At 46.9% G+C, this 20,551-nt stretch carries 17 protein-coding genes; 2 read left to right on the top strand and 15 right to left on the bottom strand.

What is annotated here, in order from left to right:
• Positions 1–6: 6 nt before the first annotated feature.
• The 3 genes from ABJ081_01565 to htpX form a co-directional block, all read right to left on the bottom strand.
• Positions 7–1,719 (bottom strand): heparinase II/III family protein, encoded by a 1,713-nt coding sequence (locus ABJ081_01565; protein ID MEP6355352.1) that lies wholly within the window; start codon positions 1,717–1,719, stop codon positions 7–9.
• A gap of 150 nt (positions 1,720–1,869) precedes the next feature.
• Positions 1,870–3,264: a transcription antitermination factor NusB gene (locus ABJ081_01560; protein MEP6355351.1), complete on the bottom strand. Its 1,395-nt coding sequence runs from the start codon at positions 3,262–3,264 to the stop codon at positions 1,870–1,872.
• A gap of 73 nt (positions 3,265–3,337) precedes the next feature.
• On the bottom strand, positions 3,338–4,258 hold the full coding sequence (gene htpX, locus ABJ081_01555; GenBank protein ID MEP6355350.1) for a zinc metalloprotease HtpX: 921 nt from the start codon (positions 4,256–4,258) through the stop codon (positions 3,338–3,340).
• Between the two features lie 72 nt (positions 4,259–4,330).
• Between htpX and ABJ081_01550 the strand changes: the two genes are divergently transcribed.
• The gene (locus ABJ081_01550; GenBank protein ID MEP6355349.1) at positions 4,331–4,537 is read left to right on the top strand and encodes a DUF1674 domain-containing protein; all 207 of its coding nucleotides are present in this window, start codon (positions 4,331–4,333) and stop codon (positions 4,535–4,537) included.
• A 43-nt stretch (positions 4,538–4,580) separates the two neighbouring features.
• Positions 4,581–5,054, top strand: a complete 474-nt coding sequence (locus ABJ081_01545) for a thermonuclease family protein (GenBank protein ID MEP6355348.1) — start codon at positions 4,581–4,583, stop codon at positions 5,052–5,054.
• A gap of 17 nt (positions 5,055–5,071) precedes the next feature.
• Here the strand turns inward: ABJ081_01545 and ABJ081_01540 are convergent, their stop codons facing one another.
• From ABJ081_01540 to ABJ081_01485, 12 genes are all read right to left on the bottom strand, one after another.
• Positions 5,072–7,726, bottom strand: coding sequence for a molybdopterin-dependent oxidoreductase (locus ABJ081_01540; GenBank protein ID MEP6355347.1), 2,655 nt, complete (start codon positions 7,724–7,726; stop codon positions 5,072–5,074).
• A complete protein-coding gene (gene nirD / locus ABJ081_01535) occupies positions 7,723–8,055 on the bottom strand; it encodes a nitrite reductase small subunit NirD (GenBank protein ID MEP6355346.1) in 333 nt (110 codons plus the stop codon). Before nirD ends, ABJ081_01540 begins: the two co-directional genes overlap by 4 nt.
• A gap of 17 nt (positions 8,056–8,072) precedes the next feature.
• Complete coding sequence (gene nirB / locus ABJ081_01530; GenBank protein ID MEP6355345.1) at positions 8,073–10,520, bottom strand: nitrite reductase large subunit NirB; 2,448 nt, start codon at positions 10,518–10,520, stop codon at positions 8,073–8,075.
• The gene (locus ABJ081_01525) at positions 10,520–12,277 is read right to left on the bottom strand and encodes a nitrate ABC transporter ATP-binding protein (protein MEP6355344.1); all 1,758 of its coding nucleotides are present in this window, start codon (positions 12,275–12,277) and stop codon (positions 10,520–10,522) included. Before ABJ081_01525 ends, nirB begins: the two co-directional genes overlap by 1 nt.
• A gap of 10 nt (positions 12,278–12,287) precedes the next feature.
• Entirely contained in the window at positions 12,288–13,364 is a 1,077-nt protein-coding gene (locus ABJ081_01520; protein MEP6355343.1) for an ABC transporter permease, read from the bottom strand.
• 114 nt (positions 13,365–13,478) lie between these two features.
• Complete coding sequence (locus ABJ081_01515) at positions 13,479–14,840, bottom strand: CmpA/NrtA family ABC transporter substrate-binding protein (protein ID MEP6355342.1); 1,362 nt, start codon at positions 14,838–14,840, stop codon at positions 13,479–13,481.
• A gap of 508 nt (positions 14,841–15,348) precedes the next feature.
• Positions 15,349–15,939, bottom strand: coding sequence for an ANTAR domain-containing protein (locus tag ABJ081_01510; protein ID MEP6355341.1), 591 nt, complete (start codon positions 15,937–15,939; stop codon positions 15,349–15,351).
• A gap of 204 nt (positions 15,940–16,143) precedes the next feature.
• Positions 16,144–17,199 carry a sn-glycerol-3-phosphate ABC transporter ATP-binding protein UgpC gene (gene ugpC / locus ABJ081_01505; GenBank protein MEP6355340.1) on the bottom strand — a complete coding sequence of 352 codons (1,056 nt, stop codon included), beginning with the start codon at positions 17,197–17,199 and terminating at the stop codon, positions 16,144–16,146.
• Entirely contained in the window at positions 17,187–18,620 is a 1,434-nt protein-coding gene (locus tag ABJ081_01500) for a mannitol dehydrogenase family protein (GenBank protein ID MEP6355339.1), read from the bottom strand. Before ABJ081_01500 ends, ugpC begins: the two co-directional genes overlap by 13 nt.
• A complete protein-coding gene (locus ABJ081_01495) occupies positions 18,617–19,513 on the bottom strand; it encodes an AraC family transcriptional regulator (GenBank protein MEP6355338.1) in 897 nt (298 codons plus the stop codon). Before ABJ081_01495 ends, ABJ081_01500 begins: the two co-directional genes overlap by 4 nt.
• Before the next feature lie 3 nt (positions 19,514–19,516).
• Positions 19,517–19,723, bottom strand: coding sequence for an SDR family oxidoreductase (locus tag ABJ081_01490; protein ID MEP6355337.1), 207 nt, complete (start codon positions 19,721–19,723; stop codon positions 19,517–19,519).
• Positions 19,720–20,550, bottom strand: a complete 831-nt coding sequence (locus ABJ081_01485) for a carbohydrate ABC transporter permease (protein ID MEP6355336.1) — start codon at positions 20,548–20,550, stop codon at positions 19,720–19,722. The genes ABJ081_01490 and ABJ081_01485 overlap by 4 nt, the downstream gene beginning before the upstream one ends.
• Position 20,551 lies beyond the last annotated feature (1 nt).

Below are 20,551 nucleotides of genomic sequence, written 5' to 3'. Positions count from 1 at the left end.
GTGCAATCAAGAAAGTTGCTGAAATGACCAATCAACCACGGAATGTTCCCCAACCCTGCCTTGTAATAATATTTGCTTGGTTTGTCTGGTACGGAACACATCTGAAAAACACACGCTTTCATCCAGTTGGATATCAAGATTTTGACATGTAAAAAGCCAGCGGCGCCCAGACTTTAAACTAAGCTCAACAGTTCCAGGTGATGAAAGGCTAGCTTGTACGTTGGGATGAAGATGAAATCTTATCTGGAAAGTATTAGGGTTATTTGCATTTGGGCTTTGGCCGTTACCGTGGGTTAAAATATCTTGGCCAGATAGAAATACCCCATCAGAAGACAGTTTAATTGAGCGCTGATGTTTTAATCCGAAGGGCCGAATGTAACCATCGTGCTCTGCACTAACATTTACCTCCTTCTCACTTTGTGAACGCTGAACATCAATCTTTGTTGGGCCAGATAATAATGATGTCCCAATAAAACGACTGAACCCTTTATTCGTGATAAACCGACATGAAGATTCTTCATTAATTGACAAGGTTGAATGGGCTGCTGTCGAACGAGATATTCTTTCATAGCGGTCCTCTTCCATATCATCATTATGATAATTGCAACGGCCACAATTGATAACAATACGTTCCCTCTCAGCACTTAATTCAAAGGATAGGCAGCCAGCATGAATTTCATTCGATAAACTTTGTGCTGGCACGCTTCCTGTATCCATCAGCACGACGGCATCTCCACCCAGCAAGCGCTGATATCCCGAATGGCTAGCATTCAAGACCGGAGAACCACCCACGTCATCATAAACAAAGAGTGTTGCCACCAGATCACTTGGTGTGTCACCCATACCGTTAAACTGACCAAATGTTCCATCGCCCATTCTAAAAAACCGCAAAACCGGTATCATGCGATCAATACTACCAATCAAAACATCGCTCGGCACAATATCACGAGCAATGATGGCTTGTCGCAAGGGCATCAAAAGGGCAAGGATTGTAATAACCGCGCTTGGATTACGGCTAATATGTCCCCCATCAGGCAGGATTTGCGCTTTCAATTCTCTATCAAGCCTTTTTGTGGAATTACGAATAAAAACACTATGGCCCGACATGGATATAGCCGCATAAGAAAGTGCAATTGACACAAGCAAACGAGGCAAGCCAGCCGGCATATTGCCCACCGTCAAACGTAAAAACCGCACTTGCCGCGTCAAGCTGCGCATGAATCGTTGATAAAAGGCATGATCGCAGTCTTCAAGCAACAAGGGTGAATGGCAAAGCCAAGCAATCACCCGCTTTGCAGTGCACTCAATATCCCAAGCGACCGACCCAATATTATTATTTAGCTTGATCCAATCATCAACGAAAAGTCGAGCTTGAGTACGCGATACAGAATTTTCAGCAACACGCAAATGCTTAAGCCAACCAAACGCATGCAGCTTATCTAACCAGAAAAGAGGCTCGTCCTCCATCTCAAAAGGAGAGCGGCCACCACAATTAACCGTATGACCGCCAAATGAAAAGTATCCAGTATAGATATCATTTGCCCGTGTCGCATCTGCAGTAGAAATATCTTGTGGGGCGATAAGCAATTCTGACGCCGTTGGTCCAACAAGCCGCAACCTCGTCAAAGGGTTGGAATGAAACTTTCGCAAGATCGAAAAAAAAGCACCCGCACTAAAAAGGCGAGCAAATTTTATCTTATCTGCAAAGGTTGTTGTCACGTTCAACGTTTATCCATCTTACGAAACTGTTTTCGAATATACACTGACCTAATTAATTCAGCTTTCACCCAGAATGGAAAGCCCTCTTCAATCAATAAGTAATTATTTAATATGTACACAACAAATTATCGCCTATTACCACAAAAAATATTAATTATTTTTTTGAAATTTAGCCATGAAGAAACCATCTAGCCCTGCAAAAAACAGGTCATTGGCAACCGGTGAGACACCTTGGGCAAGGGGGCGGTGATCCGGTCTCGTACGTATGCTGCCATCTGGACGTAGTATATCTGAGAAGCCACCAAGCTCTTGCGGCATGATCGGAACAAGCTCAAGCGGCAATGCCTCTTGCTTTACAAAATCAAGAATTGCTTCGCCTTCTTCTGGCTGCAGTGAACAGGTGCAAAACACAAAAGTGCCACCCGGTTTTAAAAGATCTACGGCCCGCTTTAACAATGAGCGCTGTACCAAAACCAACCGCTCGACAAGCTCAGGAGATTTCAACCATAAAATATCCGGATGTCTGCGTGCGGTCCCCGTCGCAGAACACGGTGCATCCAGCAAGACGCAATCGTAAAGAGCGTCCGGCATCCATTTCTCAATATCGGCTTCGATTACATCTGCGCTCAATTGCAGACGCGTGAGATTTTCATCAAGTCTTTTCAAACGCTCAGCCGATACATCAACAGCCGTGACATTGGCACCACGCGCGGCAAGATAAGCACTCTTTCCACCAGGGGCTGCACATAAATCGGCAACACGCTTACCGCCCACATCACCCAACAGCCCCGGCGCAAGACTTGCCGCCATATCTTGAACCCACCAATCACCTTCTTTAAAACCTGCAAGGTCAGACACCATGCCGCGCGATTTTAATCGCACACTGCCATTGGGCAATAATTCACCACCTAGTTTATCCGCATAATCACTCGCTTCAGGCTTTACGCTGATATCGAGATAAGGCTCATGAGAAAGAGCAATGGCCATATCTTCACATGTCGACCGCCCATAGGCATTATCCCATGTTCTTGCCAACCACTCAGGCAAAATATCCCGCGCCTTCATATCAGCCAACAGCTCTTTTTTTTGCCGTGTCATCGCACGCAAAACACCATTGATCAGTTTAGAAAAATGCCGCGCCTTATGGTCTGATTTAGCGATATCCATCGCAATGCTGACAGACGCATGGTCCGGCACTTCCATAAAGAGAATTTGTGCCGCCGCTATGCGCAAAATATGCATCGCGCCACCGCCTCGTCGACCAAGTGGCTTTTGCATCAAGCTGCCTAAGGCCCTATCAATCTGCCCCTTGCGTCTTAATGTTGTCGCCGCTATCGCGCGGGCAAGCGCACGATCATTTGCAGGCATCGCATCATCGTTATTACGATCAAGCAGATATTCAAGTGGCTGACCCTCATCAAGCACGCGAGCGACAACATCAAGCGCACGTTTACGTGCATCATATCCAGGAGTGCCCTTTGATTTAGAAGACTTAAAGGGCGTATTAGATTTTTGCGGTTTATCAGACAGGGTACAATCCTTCAAATTCAAGAATTTCCCGTTTTAGCGATTTACCCGCACTTGTCACATGATTTCTATCATACCCCAAGATTAGAACTTAGCCCCAAGGCCCTTCTCGCCGCTGCCCAGCCCCTGTATTGGGTATTGAACTTCTACTTTTTCTCCCACCCACCGGCGGTATAAATTCTTGTTCAAAGGCCATCAAAGCATCAATCCGGTTTTGTGTATTGGGATGCGTTGAAAACAAGCCATCCATACGCTGCCCATTAAGCGGATTGATAATGAACATATGCGCAGTCGCCGGATTACGCTCCGCCTCATCATTTGTAATTTGCGCAGCACCATTTGAAATTTTGACCAAAGCTTGCGCTAAGCCACGCGGGTTTCGACAAATCTCCGCACCGCGCTTATCAGCCGCATATTCACGTGTCCGACTGATCGCCATTTGCACAAGAGCCGCCGCCATGGGTGCTAGAAACATCATCAAAATAACCCCAACAATACCAAGCGGATTGTTTCGGTTATTGCCGAAGAACATAGCAAAATTTGCCAGCATCGAAATCGCGCCAGCAAAAGTTGCCGTGATTGTCATAATCAGCGTATCGCGGTTTTGTACATGGGCCAGCTCATGCGCCATCACGCCTTCGATTTCTTCATAAGAAAGCATATCAAGCAGGCCTGTTGTTGCTGCCACGGCTGCATTTTCTGGATTTCGACCGGTTGCAAAGGCATTTGGTTGGGCTTGCTCAATAATATAAACCGCAGGCATCGGCAGATCCGCATTATCAGCCAATTCCGCCACCATATTATAATATTCAGGCGCTGATTGTTCATCGACCTCGCGCGCATTATGCATACGCAAGACCATTTTATCCGAGTTCCAATAACTAAAGACATTCATGGCAACCGCGATGCCAAAAGCAATCACCATGCCGCCTGTGCCACCAAGCAAAAACCCAATACTAACGAAAAGCCCCGTTATTACGGCAAGAAGCAAACCTGTTTTTGCATAATTCAACGCATCATACCTCGTGTTAGACTTTCAAAGCTGACTGTATTCAGTATATGGTATCAATAAATAAAAACTACAATGGATGTCCTCCACGTGGAAGAAGCCGACACGCCAAAAAAAAAGCTAACCCCAGCAGCCGAACGCGCACTCAAAGAGGCCGCTGAACGGCGCACCAAACGCGATGCACAAATCACCCAACGTCCCAAAGAAATCAATGGGCGGGATGGCCCAGAAGCAATAAGATATGGCGACTGGGAAAAAGACGGCATTATCAGCGATTTCTAATTTAAGATTGTATTCCTAGGAATTTTAGCCTAAAAATCACGCCATGATGATTCGTTGGCTTCTCCTTTTTCTATGCATTTTTGCATCCCCCACAGCACTTTCCGCAGAACGTCTACGCGGTCCTATACCCGCCACTGTTGTTCGGGTGGTCGACGGGGATACCCTTAAAGTACGGGCTAAAATCTGGATTGGTCAGACAATAGACATCTCTGTGCGCTTGCGTGGCATTGACACACCCGAGCTTTCTGCTTCCTGCCCCTTGGAGCGCAGACTTGCCCAAAAAGCCCGCCAGCGGCTTGCCTCTCTTGTTAAAATATCAAAAGGCTCAATGCCCGTCACCTTGCGTAATATTTCACAAGGCAAATACGGTGGCCGCGTTATCGCCTTTGTCGACAATGCCAACGGCATCTCTGTTGGCGATGTTTTATTGAAAGAAGATATAGCCAGACCCTATCGCCGCAATAAAGCAAGAAAAAGCTGGTGCGAGCAGGTGACTGCGATCGACAACAAGAACTAATCCTGCTGCCTGTTCAATTACTCCGCAGCTTCTAATTTGTTCAGACCAATGATCCCCGCAATTTCACTTCGGCATGAACCGCAATTCGTACCGGCATTCAACCGCTCGCCTATCATACCAACACTATGACACCCCCCAGCCGCAGCAGTAACTATCTCATTGGCACCAACATTATAACAAGAACAAATAATAGCACCTTTGTCTGGCATATCTGCGCTTGGACGGGCGGCCAAAACATGGGCGCGAGCAGCAAGATTATCCTGTTCTTCACCCATCAGCGCAATCAGCAAACTGCGTGAGGCCGATACAGGACTGGCTGAAAGATAAATCGCCGAGTGCAAAGTGTTGCCATCAAACCAAGCACATCTTGCCTCACCTTGCCGTTCGTCATTATAGGTCAGTGGTATGATGTCTTCAGGGATATCAAACAACTTTGCAGCAAAATCAGTTGGGCTTTCAATAACCGCATCAAAACCAATTTCAGCCTGCCAACCAGCATTACACCGGGCTTTCGACCAATAGGGCACCTTATCAAAGCACGGTTCATTACGGCTGATCAAAAACCCATATTGCACTGCTTGATAGCGCGATAGCTGAACGCTACTGGTTTTCAATGCAGGCTGACCTGAGAACGCATCCGTTACAGGTGGCACCAAAGTATCAACCCGTGCCTTGCCTGAGAATTGATCCGTCCAGTGCATTGGCACAAAGACCGAACCGCTTCGTTGACGATCCGTAATCAGCGCACGCACGATAATCTCACCATTATCATTTGAAACTCGAACAAGGTCCGCATCCCCAATGCCAAGGCTTATCGCATCCTTTGGGTGAATTTCAACATAGGGCTCAGCCATATGTGACGATAAGCGTGCCGTTTTACCAGTTCGCGTCATAGTGTGCCAATGATCGCGCACACGGCCTGTGTTCAATATAAAGGGATGCGATGGCGTGCTATAATTTTTCGGTTCAGCGGCAACAGATAAAAAGCGACCTTTGCGATCAGGCGTATAAAAATCACCCTCAGCAAAAAAGCGCGTTTCCTTGAGCCCCTCCCCTAATGCTTGCGGCCATTGAAATGGTTCAAGCTCATGATAGTCTTTGGTATTGATTGCAGCATAAGCGCCAATATCAAAGTCTCGTTCACCCTCATTCTTGTAGGCGGAGAGCGCTGCAAATTCTCTGAATATTGCTGCACTATTTTCCCACTCAAAAGCCTCTTGAAAACCCATCCGTTTAGCGACTTCGGCCATGTGCCACCAATCTGCTTTCGCGTCTGCGGGAGCGCTCAGAAAAGATTTCTGATGCGAGATGCGCCGCTCTGAATTGGTCACAGTGCCATCTTTTTCGCCCCACCCCATCGCTGGCAATTTAACATGTCCATGACGCACCGTATCTGTGGTGGCCGCTACATCTGAGACAACAACAAAAGGACAATTTTTGATGGCTTCTTGCACACGGTCCGCATCCGGCATGCTATCAACCGGATTGGTCGCCATAATCCAAAGCGCTTTAATGCGACCATCCCCAACAGCCTTAAACATATCGACCGCTTTCAGGCCTTGCCTATCCGCGATTGTCGGCGATTGCCAAAATTCTTGAACCAAATCGCGATGATCCGCATTTTCAATATTCATATGAGAGGCCAGCATATTCGCAAGCCCGCCCACTTCACGCCCACCCATGGCATTGGGCTGACCTGTGATCGAAAACGGCCCCATGCCAGGCCGACCAATGCGCCCCGTTGCTAAATGACAATTGATGATCGCATTGACCTTATCGCTGCCACTAGAAGACTGGTTCACGCCTTGAGAATAAACCGTCACCGTCTTTTGTGTGGCGCTCACCAAGTCATAAAACGCATTCAATTCATCCAGCTCAAGGCCAGTGTGTTCACACAGTTGATCTGATGACATACCCGAAGCAGCGACCAAAGCATCTTCAAAACCCGATGTATGAGCCTCAATATAATCATGATCGAGCACGCTGCTCTTAGACAGATGCGCCAAAAGCCCATTAAACAAAGCAACATCGCCATCAGGCTTAATTGCCAAATGATGGTCGGCCAGATCAGCGGTCATTGTGCGGCGTGGGTCAATCAGCACAACCTTCATCTCAGGGCGCGCTTCTTTCGTCGCAGCAATACGCTGATAGATAACCGGATGGCACCACGCCAAGTTCGAACCAACCAGAATGATAAGATCGGCAAGCTCTAAATCTTCATAGGTGCCGGGAACCGTGTCTGTCCCAAAGGCACGACGATGTCCCGCAACCGAAGACGCCATGCAAAGTCGCGAATTAGTGTCGATATTGGCCGAACCAATAAAGCCTTTCATCAGCTTATTGGCGACATAATAATCCTCGGTCAGAATTTGACCGGAAACATAAAAGGCAACGCTATCAGGCCCATGCTCGGCAATCGCTTTAGAGAACTTATCGGCCACAAGATCAAGCGCTTGATCCCAAGAAGCTCGCTCCCCGCTTATTTCCGGATAAAGCAGACGTCCTTCCAAATCGAGCGTTTCGCCAAGGGCTGAACCTTTCGAGCACAAACGCCCAAAGTTGGCGGGATGATCCGGGTCGCCTTTGATGCTGACAGAACCATCCGCTTCACGTGTCGCAAGAACTCCACAACCAACGCCGCAATAAGGACAGGTGGTCTTCGTAGTGGTCACCGAATGACCCCCATATCAAGCAAGATCGTGTCGCCATCCATCTTGATTGGGTAGCTCATCGTCGCGCCTTCATCAGCACCTTGTGCTTCACCCGTTTTCAGAGAGATCACCCAATTATGCAGCGGACAGGTAACGCATCCATCATGCACGATACCATTGCTAAGCGGTCCTGCTTTATGCGGACACTTATCTTCTAGCGCAAAGACTTGATCTTCTGCTGTCCTAAAAATCGCAATTGTAATTTCACCCGCTTTAACACAGCGCGCACCAAGACGCGGAATGTCGGTTATGTCTCCAACACTCACCCAGTTTTCTGTTATTGCATTCATTTCAATTACCTCACCCATTATTCAGCAGCTTCTAAAGGCAAAGTCGCCATCGGGTTAAATTCATGTTTGTCCTTGCCTGAAACGCGCTCACTCCACGGATCGACCTGCGCAAATTTTTGGCTGAAGACAAAGCGCTCATAGTAAGCTTTGCGTTTTTCTGGCTGGTCCATAATTTGTGACCGGATTTCATCAAGACCAATACGCTTGGCCCATTTGTAAATCCGCTCCAGATAGAAACCCTGCTCTCGGTACATTTGGGCAAGCGCCACAACATGTTCCATCACCTCATCCTCGGTTGTCACATTGCCAAGAATCTCAGTGCCTTTAATGTCAAGACCAGCGGCTCCCGCGAAGTGAAGTTCAAAACCTGAATCCACGCAGATAACGCCAATGTCCTTGCAGGTTGCTTCCGCGCAATTGCGCGGACAGCCAGAGACGGCGAGCTTCAGTTTTGCAGGCGTCCAAGATCCCCACATAAACTTTTCAAGCTTGATACCAAGGCCCGTAGAATCTTGCGTCCCAAAGCGACACCAATTCTCGCCAACGCATGTTTTCACTGTGCGCAACCCCTTCGCATAGGCTTGGCCAGAAACAAACCCCGCTTTGCCAAGGTCAGCCCAAACACCGGGAAGGTCTTCTTTCTTGATGCCCAACATATCGATACGCATACCACCCGTACATTTCACAGCAGGGATTTCGTATTTATCAACCACGTCAGCAATGGTGCGCAGTTCATGGGCAGACGTCATACCACCCCACATACGCGGGACAACAGAATAGGTGCCGTCTTTTTGAATATTCGCATGCACCCGTTCATTGATGAAGCGTGACTGATAATCATCAGCATATTCATCCGGCCAATCACAGACCAAATAATAGTTGAGGGCGGGACGACATTTGGCACAGCCGTTTGATGTTGACCACTCAAGCTCTTGCATAACAGCCGGAATCGTTTTCAGCCCCTTTGCCTTGATCAAACGGCGCACATCACCATGGCCCAAATCAGTACAACCACACATGGGCTGCACCGCTGCGGGGTTGTAATCATCGCCCAAGGTCAATGACATAATTTGTTCAACAAGACCGGTACATGTGCCACACGAAGATGATGCTTTCGTGTGGGCGCGCACATCGTCAAGATTGGTCAGACCCATGTCTGTAATCTTTGAGACGATTGCGCCTTTACAAACGCCGCTACAGCCGCAGATTTCCGCATCATCCGGCAAGGCTGCAACGGCCGCCATAGGGTCCAGGGGGGCACTCCCCTGATAGGCTTGACCGAAGATTAATGTCTCACGCATTTCGGAGACATCGGTTTGTTTTTTAAGAAGATCAAAGAACCAAGGTCCATCTGCGGTCTCTCCATAAAGGACAGCGCCGATAATTTTATTATCCTTCAAAACAAGCCGCTTATAGACCCCGCTTGAGGCATCGCGCAGAACAATTTCTTCGCGCTCATTGCCTTCAGCAAAATCACCCGCAGAATAAAGATCAATCCCTGTTACTTTGAGCTTCGTAGCGGTTACCGAGCCTTCATAGATCGCTTCACCACCGATAAGATTTTCAGCAATCGTGCTGGCCATTTCATAAAGCGGCGCGACAAGCCCATAACATTGATCACGGTGCTCGACGCATTCCCCAAGCGCATAAATATCAGGGTCAGATGTGAGCATATCATCGCTCACTAAGACCCCGCGATTGGTTTCAATACCCGCCTCTTTCGCCAAATCCATGCTCGGGCGAATACCAACAGCCATCACCACCATTTCACAAGATAGCTCTGTACCATCCTCAAGATGCACCGCAGAAACTTTGCCACCCTTGCCGATGATCTCTTTGGTGTTCGCCTCAGTAATCACTCGAATTCCAAGATCATCAAAGGCCTTTTCAAGCAAATAGCCTGCCGCCGGATCAAGCTGGCGCTCCATCAAGGTTGGCATCAGATGCAACACCACCACATCCATGCCTTGCGCTTTCAAACCGGCCGCCGCCTCAAGGCCTAAAAGACCGCCACCGATAACAACAGCAGTCCCCTCGCCTTTGGCAACCGTAATCATGCGCTCCACATCATCCAAATCGCGATAGGTGAGAACACCATCAAGATCATGACCGGGGAGCGGAATGATAAAGGGGTTGGAGCCCGTTGCCACCACCAGTTTGTCATAGAGCTCTGTAACCCCAGCCTCAGACGTCACCGTCTTTGCCTCACGGTCAATTTTTGCAATCCGCGCCGCCTTATGAAGCGTCACATTATGCTCTTCATACCAAGCATCATCATGCGTGATGATATCTTCATATGTCTTTTCGCCAGAAAGCACAGGCGACAACATAAGACGGTTATAATTCACACGTGGTTCAGCATTAAAGATAGTGACATCATAGGCTTCAGGCGCTTTATCGAAGAGATCTTCAAGCATCCGTCCAGGCGCCATGCCGTTGCCGATTATTACAAGTTTTTGGGCCATTATTCTGCAGCCTCCGTAACAGCCATACGCTGACGCTCGATGCGAGCTGCGCGCTTGGCTTCAATCGATTTAAGTTGATCCTCGCTTGGATCAGCACCGCCTTCATACGCTTCAAGAAAATCAAGAAGCTCTTCGCGGTAGGCGTAATAATCTGGGTGGTTCAACAATTCCTTGCGCGAGCGCGGACGCGGTAAATCGACTTCCATAATATTGCCGATTTTAGCATTCGGACCGTTCGACATCATCACCACACGATCAGCCAATAAAATGGCTTCATCCACATCGTGGGTGACGCAAATAGCCGTCACCTGTGTGCGCTTCCACACATCCATCAACACATCTTGCAGCTCCCAACGTGTCAGGCTATCAAGCATGCCAAAAGGCTCATCAAGCAGAAGAAGTTTTGGCGACAAAGCAAAAGCACGGGCAATACCCACACGTTGCTTCATACCATTGGAAAGGTCAGATGCTGCCTTTTCCATGCTGTCACCAAGGCCAACTTTTGACAGATAATATTCGCACACATCACGCTTTTCAGCCTTTGAGGCATCCGGATAAACTTTATCCACGCCAAGCGCCACATTGTCATAAGCGCTCAACCAAGGAAGTAGGCTAGGTGCCTGAAACACAACAGCCCGGTCAGGCCCCGCCTTCGTGACATGTTTACCATCCAAAATGACCGAGCCTTTAGTGATTTCATTCAATCCCGCCACCATGGAAAGCGCTGTCGATTTACCGCAACCAGAATGGCCAATCAAGGTGATAAACTCACCCTTTTTCATCTTCAAATCAACATCTTCAATCACCGTCAACGGACCTTTTGGCGTTGGGTAAACCTTGGTCAGTTTAGAAAATTCAAGATATTTATCTTCCGCAATAGTTGGCGCTTCTGCCACGTCTTTATAGGCTTTTGGCAAATCGTCTTTACGGAAAAACGGCGTCACATTCGGCAGCGTAATATCTTTGTCGAGATCAGCACCGCGCTCCAGCCCAACTTCCATCAAATAGGCCGTCACATCTGCACGCAACTTCATAAAAGTTTCATCTGAATTCATCGCCCCGCGATCGCGTGGCCGCGCAAGATCGACTTTGAATTCTGGTCCAAAGGTCGCCTTAGGACCTGGCGTCAATGGAATGATCCGATCGGCCAGCAAGATCGCCTCATCCACATCATTAGTGATGAGAATGATCGTCTTTTTCTCTTTTTGAGAAATGTCCGCAAATTCATCTTGCAGTTTCGCGCGGGTCAGCGCATCCAATGCCGACAGGGGTTCATCAAGAAGCAACACCTCAGGCTGGATCGCAAGCGCACGGGCAACCGCCACACGCTGGCGCATGCCGCCGGAAAGCTCCGATGGCATCCTGTCTGCCGCATGACTTAAGCCCACCATATCGATATATTTATCGACGATCTCTTTGCGCTCAGCTTTTGGTTTTTTCTTAAAAACCTCGGCCACTGCCAAATCCACATTGCCGCTCACGGTTAGCCACGGCATCAAGGAATATGACTGGAACACCACACCACGATCAGAACTTGGTCCGTCGATTTCTTTACCTTTGAAAATGATGCCACCACGATCAGGTGTGATGAGGCCCGCCAGCGCGGAAATTAACGTTGTTTTACCTGAACCAGAAAATCCGACGATGGCAATAAACTCGCCATCCTCAACTTTAAGATTTATGTCGCTTAAAACATCAGTGCGGGCAGCGCCCTCACCATAATGTTTAGAAAGGTCTGTAATTTCTAATAAACTCATGTCACAGCCCTCAACGGTTCGCAGAAAAGGTAAAGGCGCGCTGCAGAGCAAACATCAAGCGATCCAGCATAAAACCGATGATCCCGATGGTCAGAACAGCCACCATGATTTTGGCAAGCGAACTTGAAGAACCATTTTGGAATTCATCCCAGACAAATTTGCCAAGACCCGGATTTTGCGCCAGCATTTCAGCCGCAATCAGCACCATCCAGCCCACACCCAATGACAGCCGCAGACCCGTAAAGATCAGCGGTAATGAAGACGGCAGAACAAGCTTGGTAATCGTCTTCCATGTGGGCAGTTGAAGCACGCGCCCGACATTCATCAAATCCTTATCAACAGACGCCACACCGAGGGCTGTATTGATAAGGGTTGGCCACATCGAACAAAGCGTCACGGTCACAGCTGAAATCAACAATGATTTTGGCATCCACTCCCATGGGCTTGCATAGGTCGCAGAAATAATCATCGTAACAATAGGCAGCCACGCAAGTGGCGAGACCGGTTTAAAAATTTGAATCAAGGGATTGATGGCGCCATTGAAAGTGCGCGATAAACCAGACGCAATGCCCAAAGGCACAGCAATGGCTGTCGCAATGATGAACCCAAGCGCCACAGTGAACAATGACGTAACGATCTGGTCAATATAGGTCGGCTTACCTGTATAGCTACGCTGTTTTACCTTATCTGCTTTACCCGCAGCAATCAGCTTTGCGTTACGCTTTTCTTGCCGCTCAAAGAACTTCTCAGCCTTCTCGCGCTCACGCACATGGTCTTGCCACAAATTGCCAACCTGCTCCCAAACTTGCACGGGGCCGGGCACAGAACCGAGCGACGTCTGAACTTTTGGCGCAAGCACACCCCAAGCCAGCAAAAACACCATAATGCCAACAAGTGGGATCACAAGCACACGCTTTAATTCGCTGAGCTGCTCTTTCGGGCTATCACCAGCCGCCATTTTTAACATGGGCGTCAACCATGAAAAACCGAGCGCCTCTAACCAGCTGCTCGCTTTATTAATTGCAGTAAAAATTTTCTCTCGTCTTTCCGTCTTTTCAGCAGAAAGAGTATTGGATGTATCGGCCATTATTTTGGTCCTATGTGTCGTCAGTAGTTAAGTTATGAAAATGGAACTATGGGATATGAAGAGAGCGGAGTGAGGCCAGTAGCTTTCTGGCCTCACCCCTGTTTGCCGTTAGCCTTAGCCTCCGACGACCTCGCTACCTTCAACCTTTTGAGCACCCTTCAAGCCAATATTCAGGCTATCGATATAGGCGTTTGGTTTTTTACCATCATAAGGAATGCCATCAATGATATCGCCAGCAGGCGTCGGCTCTTTGTAGCCATCCGAATCCCATGGGAACTCCGCCTTATCGGCATGACCATCTTCAACCACTAGCTCGGCTGCTTTCAGGTAAATATCCGGACGATAAACAGATTTAGCGACTTCATCATACCAGCTATCAGGTTTGGCTTCCGAAATCTGACCCCAGCGGCGCATTTGTGTCAGATACCAAATGGCGTCTGAGTAAAACGGATATGTCGCGAAATAACGGAAGAAGACGTTAAAGTCTGGAACCGAGCGCTTATCACCTTTTTCATATTCAAAGGTACCCGTCATAGAGTTGGCGATCACTTCTTCATCAGCACCAACATATTCAGAGCGAGCAAGAATTTTCACGGCCTCCAAACGATTGGCATTATCATTTTCATCAAGCCATTTACCCGCCCGTATCAACGCTTTGGTCAAAGCAAGCGTGGTGTTTGGATTTTCTTCCGTGAATTTTTTGGTCAGACCGAAAACCTTCTCCGGATTATTCTTCCACATTTCATAGTCAGTGATAACCGGAACGCCGATGCCCTTAAAAACAGCAGCTTGATTCCATGGTTCACCAACGGAATAACCAAGAATTGTTCCAGCTTCCATGGTGGCTGGCATTTGCGGTGGCGGCGTTACAGAAAGAAGCGCGTCTGCCTGAATTTGGCCAGACACATCTGTTGGTGAATAATATCCAGGGTGAATATTACCGGAAGCCAACCAATAGCGGATCTCATAGTTGTGGGTCGAGACTGGGAAAACCATACCCATATTAAACGGCTTGCCTTCGTCTTTAAATTTCTCAACCACAGGCTTCAAAGCATCAGCCTTGATCGGGTGAACCGGCTTGCCATCTTTATGAGGAATATGCGGCTTCATTTGCGCCCATATATCATTGGAGACGGTGATCCCATTACCATTCAGATCCATGGAAAACGGCGTTACAATGTGCGCCTTTGTGCCGAAGCCAATCGTTGCTGCAATCGGCTGACCAGCCAACATGTGCGCGCCATCAAGCTCGCCTGTGATCACGCGATCAAGCAGCACTTTCCAGTTTGCCTGCGGTTCAAGAGTGACGAAAAGCCCTTCGTCTTCAAAATAACCAAGCTCTGCCGCCACCGCGAGGGGCGCCATATCGGTTAATTTTATGAACCCTAATTTGAGTTCATCTTTTTCTACATCAAGTGGCTCTGCATGTGCTGGCGTGAACACAGTGGTGGCAAATAAAATTGCGGCCCCAGCCATTAACATTGTTTCTTTTGTTCTTTTCCAAAACTTCATCCTGTGTACTCCTATTTACGGCAGCATGAACTGCACTAAAAAAGCCGCTTTTGCGCCCTGATGCCAAAGAGAGGGAGGTGGCAAAGGAACGTAAAAGCGGCTGCGCTTATGATTTGCCCGTCATTAGGCAAAAGTTGTAAGGGCTTCGATAAAAGCTTAATAAAATGTTGCAATCATTGTGCCAGTTTGAAAAAATTAGATAAGGCATTGAAATAAATAGCTATTATTGAAATAATATTATTTCTCAATATTCTTATTTTTGAATTTGACTGCTTTATAGGCAGGCATAATAGCTGTGCTGATTTATTGTGCGGTGCATATAATATCTATTTGGCAAAACACTTTGTATAAACATCCAATAGCCAGAAAAAATTACCGCGTGATATTATCCAGCAAAGCTTAAGCGCTTACAGATGATATAAAGAGACATATAATCGCAACGGCTATTTGCTCGTTCAACGGACTCATATTCCTATGGCGCCAACAAATTTTTCGCCATAACCAAACCTTCAGCGACCTCGTGAAGTTTGCGATTTTGGTTCATCGCGGTCTTGCGCATCAAGGCATAGGCCTCATCTTCGCTCAACCCTTTAGTGGTCATAACAATGCCTTTAGCACGGTCAATCACTTTGCGTTCTTCCAATGCAGAACGCGCATCTTCCAGTTCTCGAGCCATGCGAGAATAAGCATTAAAACGACTAATCGCCATCTCTAATATAGGTGTGACGCGTTCTTTCCTCAGCCCATCAATGATATAAGCCGAGACGCCGGCTTCAATCGCAGCTTCCGTTGTGGCTTCGTTCGTATTGTCCACGAACATGGCAATTGGTTTTTTTACCGCGCGGGAGAGTTGAAACGTGTTTTCCAGCATATCCCTATTTGGATTGCCAAGATCAATCACAATAACATCGGGCTTCACAGTATCTATCAGTTTGGCAACGCCAGCCATATTATTCGCAATAACTAACTGCTCATAGCCAGCCTCACGTAGGCCAGCTTCAATGACAGCACTGCGGACAGAATCAGAATCAATAATGAGAATGGTAAGGCTCTTTGATAGCATGGCACAATTTCACCCATGCAGATAAATTGTGCAATGCAAAATATTGGGCACAAGGTGCTTATTTCTTAGGCAGTTTTCAACTGTATGTCGCAAAAGCAAACATGGTCCACGTTAAAACTAATCAAAATAGTTTCGACGTGAACCATAATATAGCCTGACTATATGTCAGCCGGAGACTTTGAGTATTAAGAACGACGTCTTTTATTAAAGACGCTGTTCAGTTTTCTTATCAAAGAAATGCACTCTATCTTGTGCCGCCTTGAAATGAAGTTGAGTGCCCCGTTTCGTTGATGAGAAAGATTCTGCCTTAGCAATAAAATCAACGCCATCATCTGTAACCATATGCGCGATGATATGGTCGCCAAGTTTTTCAACCAAATCAAGTTTAGCGCTAATAATTGAATCTTTCTTATCGCAAGCCGTCAGATGTTCTGGGCGCAAGCCAACATACATTTCATCAGAAGAACCACCTTTCGGTTTGGAAAGGGTTTTTGTTCCACCCAATGAAATTCCCTTAGCCGATGCCTTAACCTCAAACATATTCATTGCAGGGCTACCAATAAACTTGGCAACGAATAGATTGGCTGGCATGTTGTATAAATCCATCGGCGCACCAATTTGCTCGACCAATCCGTCGCGAAGGACAACAATCTTATCAGCCAATGTCATCGCTTCAACCTGATCATGGGTCACATAAATCATGGTCGCGTCAAGACGCTCATGCAGACGAGCTATTTCAAGCCTTGTTTGTCCGCGCAGTGCGGCATCAAGGTTGGATAAAGGTTCATCAAAAAGGAAAACTTCTGGTTCACGGACAATAGCACGACCAATTGCAACCCTTTGGCGCTGACCACCGGACAGAGCACGCGGTGTACGCTCCAGGTAATCTTCAATATGCAGAATTTTAGCAGCCTCATTAACCCGACGCTCGATTTCATCTGGCGGGGTTTTGATCTGTTTCAAACCAAAAGCCATATTGTTATATACTGTCATATGCGGATAAAGCGCATAGGTCTGGAACACCATAGCAACACCACGCTTGGATGGTCCCACATCATTTACAACACGGTCCCCGATGGATATTTCACCACCTGAGATATCCTCTAGGCCTGCTACCATGCGGAGCAATGTGGATTTACCACAACCTGAGGGGCCAACAAAGACGACAAATTCACCGTCCTCAATATCTATATCGACACCATGCATTACTTTTGTATCACCATATGATTTGGATACATTTTTAATTGTTAAACCTGCCATTTGTCGTCCATTTCCTTAATAGCTGAAACAAGATTATCTATAAAATTTGAGTATTGTTCTGGAAGATCCGCCCATAATTGTTTGTTGCGCGCAAAGTCTTCTTCAGCTCCCATAGCCAATAGAGGCTCGAGCTGATCCCAGTAGGGTTCTTGGTAGTCAATTGGCATCTTTCCCGCAGCAAAATGACGTGCATATACATACCAACTTGCAATACATTCATAACAATATTTTGGTACTATATTTTGCCGCAAACAAGATTCCAGCGTTGGACGAATATAAATGGGTATTTTAGAATACCCATCCATACATATCCGTTCCAACTGATCTGCTATTGCCCTATTTGAAAAGCGGTCAACAACATCAAGAAGGTAATCACTCTTATTAAAAGGCAATGAGAGATCAAGACCAGGCAAAACTTCTTTTGTTTGAAAATTATCAAAAAAAGCTTTTAGCGACGGGTCACGAATCGCCTGATCAAATGTTTTGTGACCCGCAAGGGCTCCAAGATAACAAATGCCTGTATGCCCACCATTGAGAATACGAATTTTAGCCTCTTCATAAGGATCAACATCAGCAACAAACTCAGTGCCAACCTTAGGCAAATCAGGCATTACTGCTTTGAAGTTATCTTCAACTACCCATTGTTTAAAAGATTCGCTGTTGATTGAATTGAGGCCGACAGCTCCGAAAAGTTCAGTTATTTCCTGAGATAAAGCCTCACTGGTGCGCGGTGTGATCCGGTCAACCATAGAACAGGGAAAACAAGCATTCTCGTCTATCCAGCCAAGCAGATCATGTTCACCCGTAACCTCAAGGTATTTCTTGAAGTTACGTTCCAGCATCTTGCCATTCGAGCGGATATTATCGCAGCACAAGATGTTAATCGGCAAACCATTTGCTTGATACCGCGCACGCAAGGCAAGTGACAGATAAGCATAAATCGATTGTTGGCTAATACCTTCAATTTCCTTGGCAATGATTGGATCATCTATATTCAAAGTGGCATCATCATTGAGATAATAACCGCTTTCGGTCACTGTAATCGTAATCATATTAACGGATGATCGCGCGACGATATTTTCTGCCTCTATGGCATTTTTTGACCAATCCAAAAATTGACAATGTGACCTGACTAGGCGCATCTCTCTCACATCATCAGGAGTTGTTGTCGTTAGTAAATATCCATTTTCAACTTTTTGTACTTGCTCAAAAGAGCCCGCTTCAGAAGCCCTCAAATTAACCGCAGCGATACCCCATCGCAAATCGTTAGTGCACTGCATATAGTCATCAATATAAACCGCCTGATGTGCTCTATGGAATCCGCCATAACCCAGATGCACAACGCCAATGTCGCACTTCGCCCGATCATAATTGGTCGCGTATAGCGCCTCATTGTTTTGACTGATGGATGCCAGCATCATGCGCTTACCTGATTTTTTGGTGCCAACTCACTAAGTGCCAGATCACGGTACTGGGTAGGTGTGACTTTTTTTGTTTTTAAGAAATGACGGTTAAAGTTAGCTAGGTTTTGAAAACCAACAGCAAAACATATCGTCGAAATTTGGTCGTCAGTTGAATAGAGCATCGAACAGGCTTGGCTGATACGAACACGATTGACAAATTCAACGAATTTATTGCCCGTCACTCTTTGAAAGTTTCTTGAAAAAGCCGCTGCACTCATACCGGCCATATCGGCAGCAAGTGTCACCGAAATATCTTCTGCGTAATGCTCCGTGATATAATCGATCACATTGGCAATACGCGCTTGTTTGGATGTACCTTCAGGTTGGATCATGCCAGCAAAAGACAAAGGTCTTTTTTCCGCATGCTCATTCACACGCACAAGGAATCTAAGGAAAGCGGCTATGCGTTCTGCGCCTTTAGTGCTTCTGATACGTTCAAAATGACCACGAGCAAATGTTGGGTTAAAGCCAGTAAATTCAACCCCCGATTTAGCCAGTTCAAACATCTCATCCATCTCTTTGAACTCAGGAAATGCTTTTGAGAGTTGATCAAGACTTTCTTGGCTGAATTGAACCAGCATATCGCGCATTTCGACCGGCTCAGGATGAGCAACTTCATCTGTCGTCCAATTATGAGGAACATAAGGTCCGATTAGATATAAAGATCCCGGTATAAATTCGCCTATGTAATCACCGACAAAGGTCTTGCCTCGCGTCTCGACGACAAGATGCAGTTCATATTCTGCGTGACTATGCCAACGGCACAGATCAGTCGGCCAGCCATGCTGAAGATAGCGTATCGTCTCGGTCGCACGGTCAACATACTCAAACTCGGGTTGGATTATTGACATCGACTACCTCAACACATTGCCACCATCCACACTCAAAATTTGAGCGGTGATGTATTGAGACTGCTCGTATGCGAGAAACGCGGTAACCCGCGCGACTTCCGCGGGTTTACCCATATAGCCTAGAGGAACGGCTTCACAGGCGTCGCCATTGGCACCGGTGATAAAACAGCGCTTACCGGACAAATCCGTTGGAGCCGCACCCGAAATCATTTTACCGCACCGAATGTCAAACCTTGAACCAACTGCTTTTGCGTCAGCCAACCGAAGATAACAATTGGGGCACAAGCCAGCGTCGAAACTGCTGACAACTTCGCCCAGAACAAGCCCTCAGGACTTGAGAATGAAGCAACAAGCGCCACAAGCGTTCCTGCATTTGATGAGGTCAAATTGATGGACCAAAAGGCTTCATTCCATAACAGAACAACCGACAACAAAGCGGTGGAAGCAATACCACCCCAAGCCAAAGGCATAACAACCTGAGTGATTTCACCATAGGTTGAAGCGCCATCCATACGGCTTGCTTCCAAAATCTCTTTTGGAATCTCTTTGAAATAATTGAAGAGGATCAACATTATAATAGGCAGGTTAATCATAGCATAAATGACCACCAGCGCGGTTTTTGTATCGAGAAGTCCAAACTTTTGGCAAATCAAATAGATCGGCAGCAAAACACCAACAGCTGGCAGCATTTTTGTGGATAGCATCCATAGCAAAATGTCTTTTGTCCAGCGCGTCGTGTTGAATGCCATTGCATAGGCCGACGGTATTGCAATCAGCATGGCAAGAAGAGTTCCACCAATACTCGTTACAACCGAATTCCATGCAAACTTAAGGTAATCAGTACGTTCTTCAACTAATACGTAATTTTCTACTGTTGGCTCAAACACGAACAAAGGTGGCACAGCAATAGCTTGAAGCTCCGACTTGAAGCTCGTCAAAAACATCCAAAATATAGGAAAGAAGAAGAGTATTGCTACAGTCCAAGCACCGAAAGTTGAAAGGTTGTTTAAAAATTGCTTTTTTTGTCTATCTGTCATG

Source organism: Hyphomicrobiales bacterium, assembly GCA_039989895.1.
In the GTDB taxonomy this organism is placed as follows: domain Bacteria; phylum Pseudomonadota; class Alphaproteobacteria; order Rhizobiales; family JACESI01; genus JACESI01.
This window is presented reverse-complemented; position numbering and strand designations above follow the sequence as displayed.

Bases quoted from the DNA above. Each gene is read 5' to 3' on its own strand.
- ABJ081_01545 (MEP6355348.1), top strand. From the start codon at position 4,581: ATGATGATTCGTTGGCTTCTCCTTTTTCTATGCATTTTTGCATCCCCC.
- ABJ081_01525 (MEP6355344.1), bottom strand. From the start codon at position 12,277: ATGAGTTTATTAGAAATTACAGACCTTTCTAAACATTATGGTGAGGGC.
- ABJ081_01495 (MEP6355338.1), bottom strand. From the start codon at position 19,513: ATGTCAATAATCCAACCCGAGTTTGAGTATGTTGACCGTGCGACCGAG.
- ugpC (MEP6355340.1), bottom strand. From the start codon at position 17,199: ATGGCAGGTTTAACAATTAAAAATGTATCCAAATCATATGGTGATACA.
- ABJ081_01520 (MEP6355343.1), bottom strand. From the start codon at position 13,364: ATGGCCGATACATCCAATACTCTTTCTGCTGAAAAGACGGAAAGACGA.
- nirD (MEP6355346.1), bottom strand. From the start codon at position 8,055: ATGAATGCAATAACAGAAAACTGGGTGAGTGTTGGAGACATAACCGAC.
- nirB (MEP6355345.1), bottom strand. From the start codon at position 10,520: ATGGCCCAAAAACTTGTAATAATCGGCAACGGCATGGCGCCTGGACGG.
- ABJ081_01500 (MEP6355339.1), bottom strand. From the start codon at position 18,620: ATGATGCTGGCATCCATCAGTCAAAACAATGAGGCGCTATACGCGACC.
- ABJ081_01550 (MEP6355349.1), top strand. From the start codon at position 4,331: ATGGATGTCCTCCACGTGGAAGAAGCCGACACGCCAAAAAAAAAGCTA.
- ABJ081_01515 (MEP6355342.1), bottom strand. From the start codon at position 14,840: ATGGCTGGGGCCGCAATTTTATTTGCCACCACTGTGTTCACGCCAGCA.
- ABJ081_01485 (MEP6355336.1), bottom strand. From the start codon at position 20,550: ATGACAGATAGACAAAAAAAGCAATTTTTAAACAACCTTTCAACTTTC.
- ABJ081_01490 (MEP6355337.1), bottom strand. From the start codon at position 19,723: ATGATTTCGGGTGCGGCTCCAACGGATTTGTCCGGTAAGCGCTGTTTT.
- ABJ081_01510 (MEP6355341.1), bottom strand. From the start codon at position 15,939: ATGCTATCAAAGAGCCTTACCATTCTCATTATTGATTCTGATTCTGTC.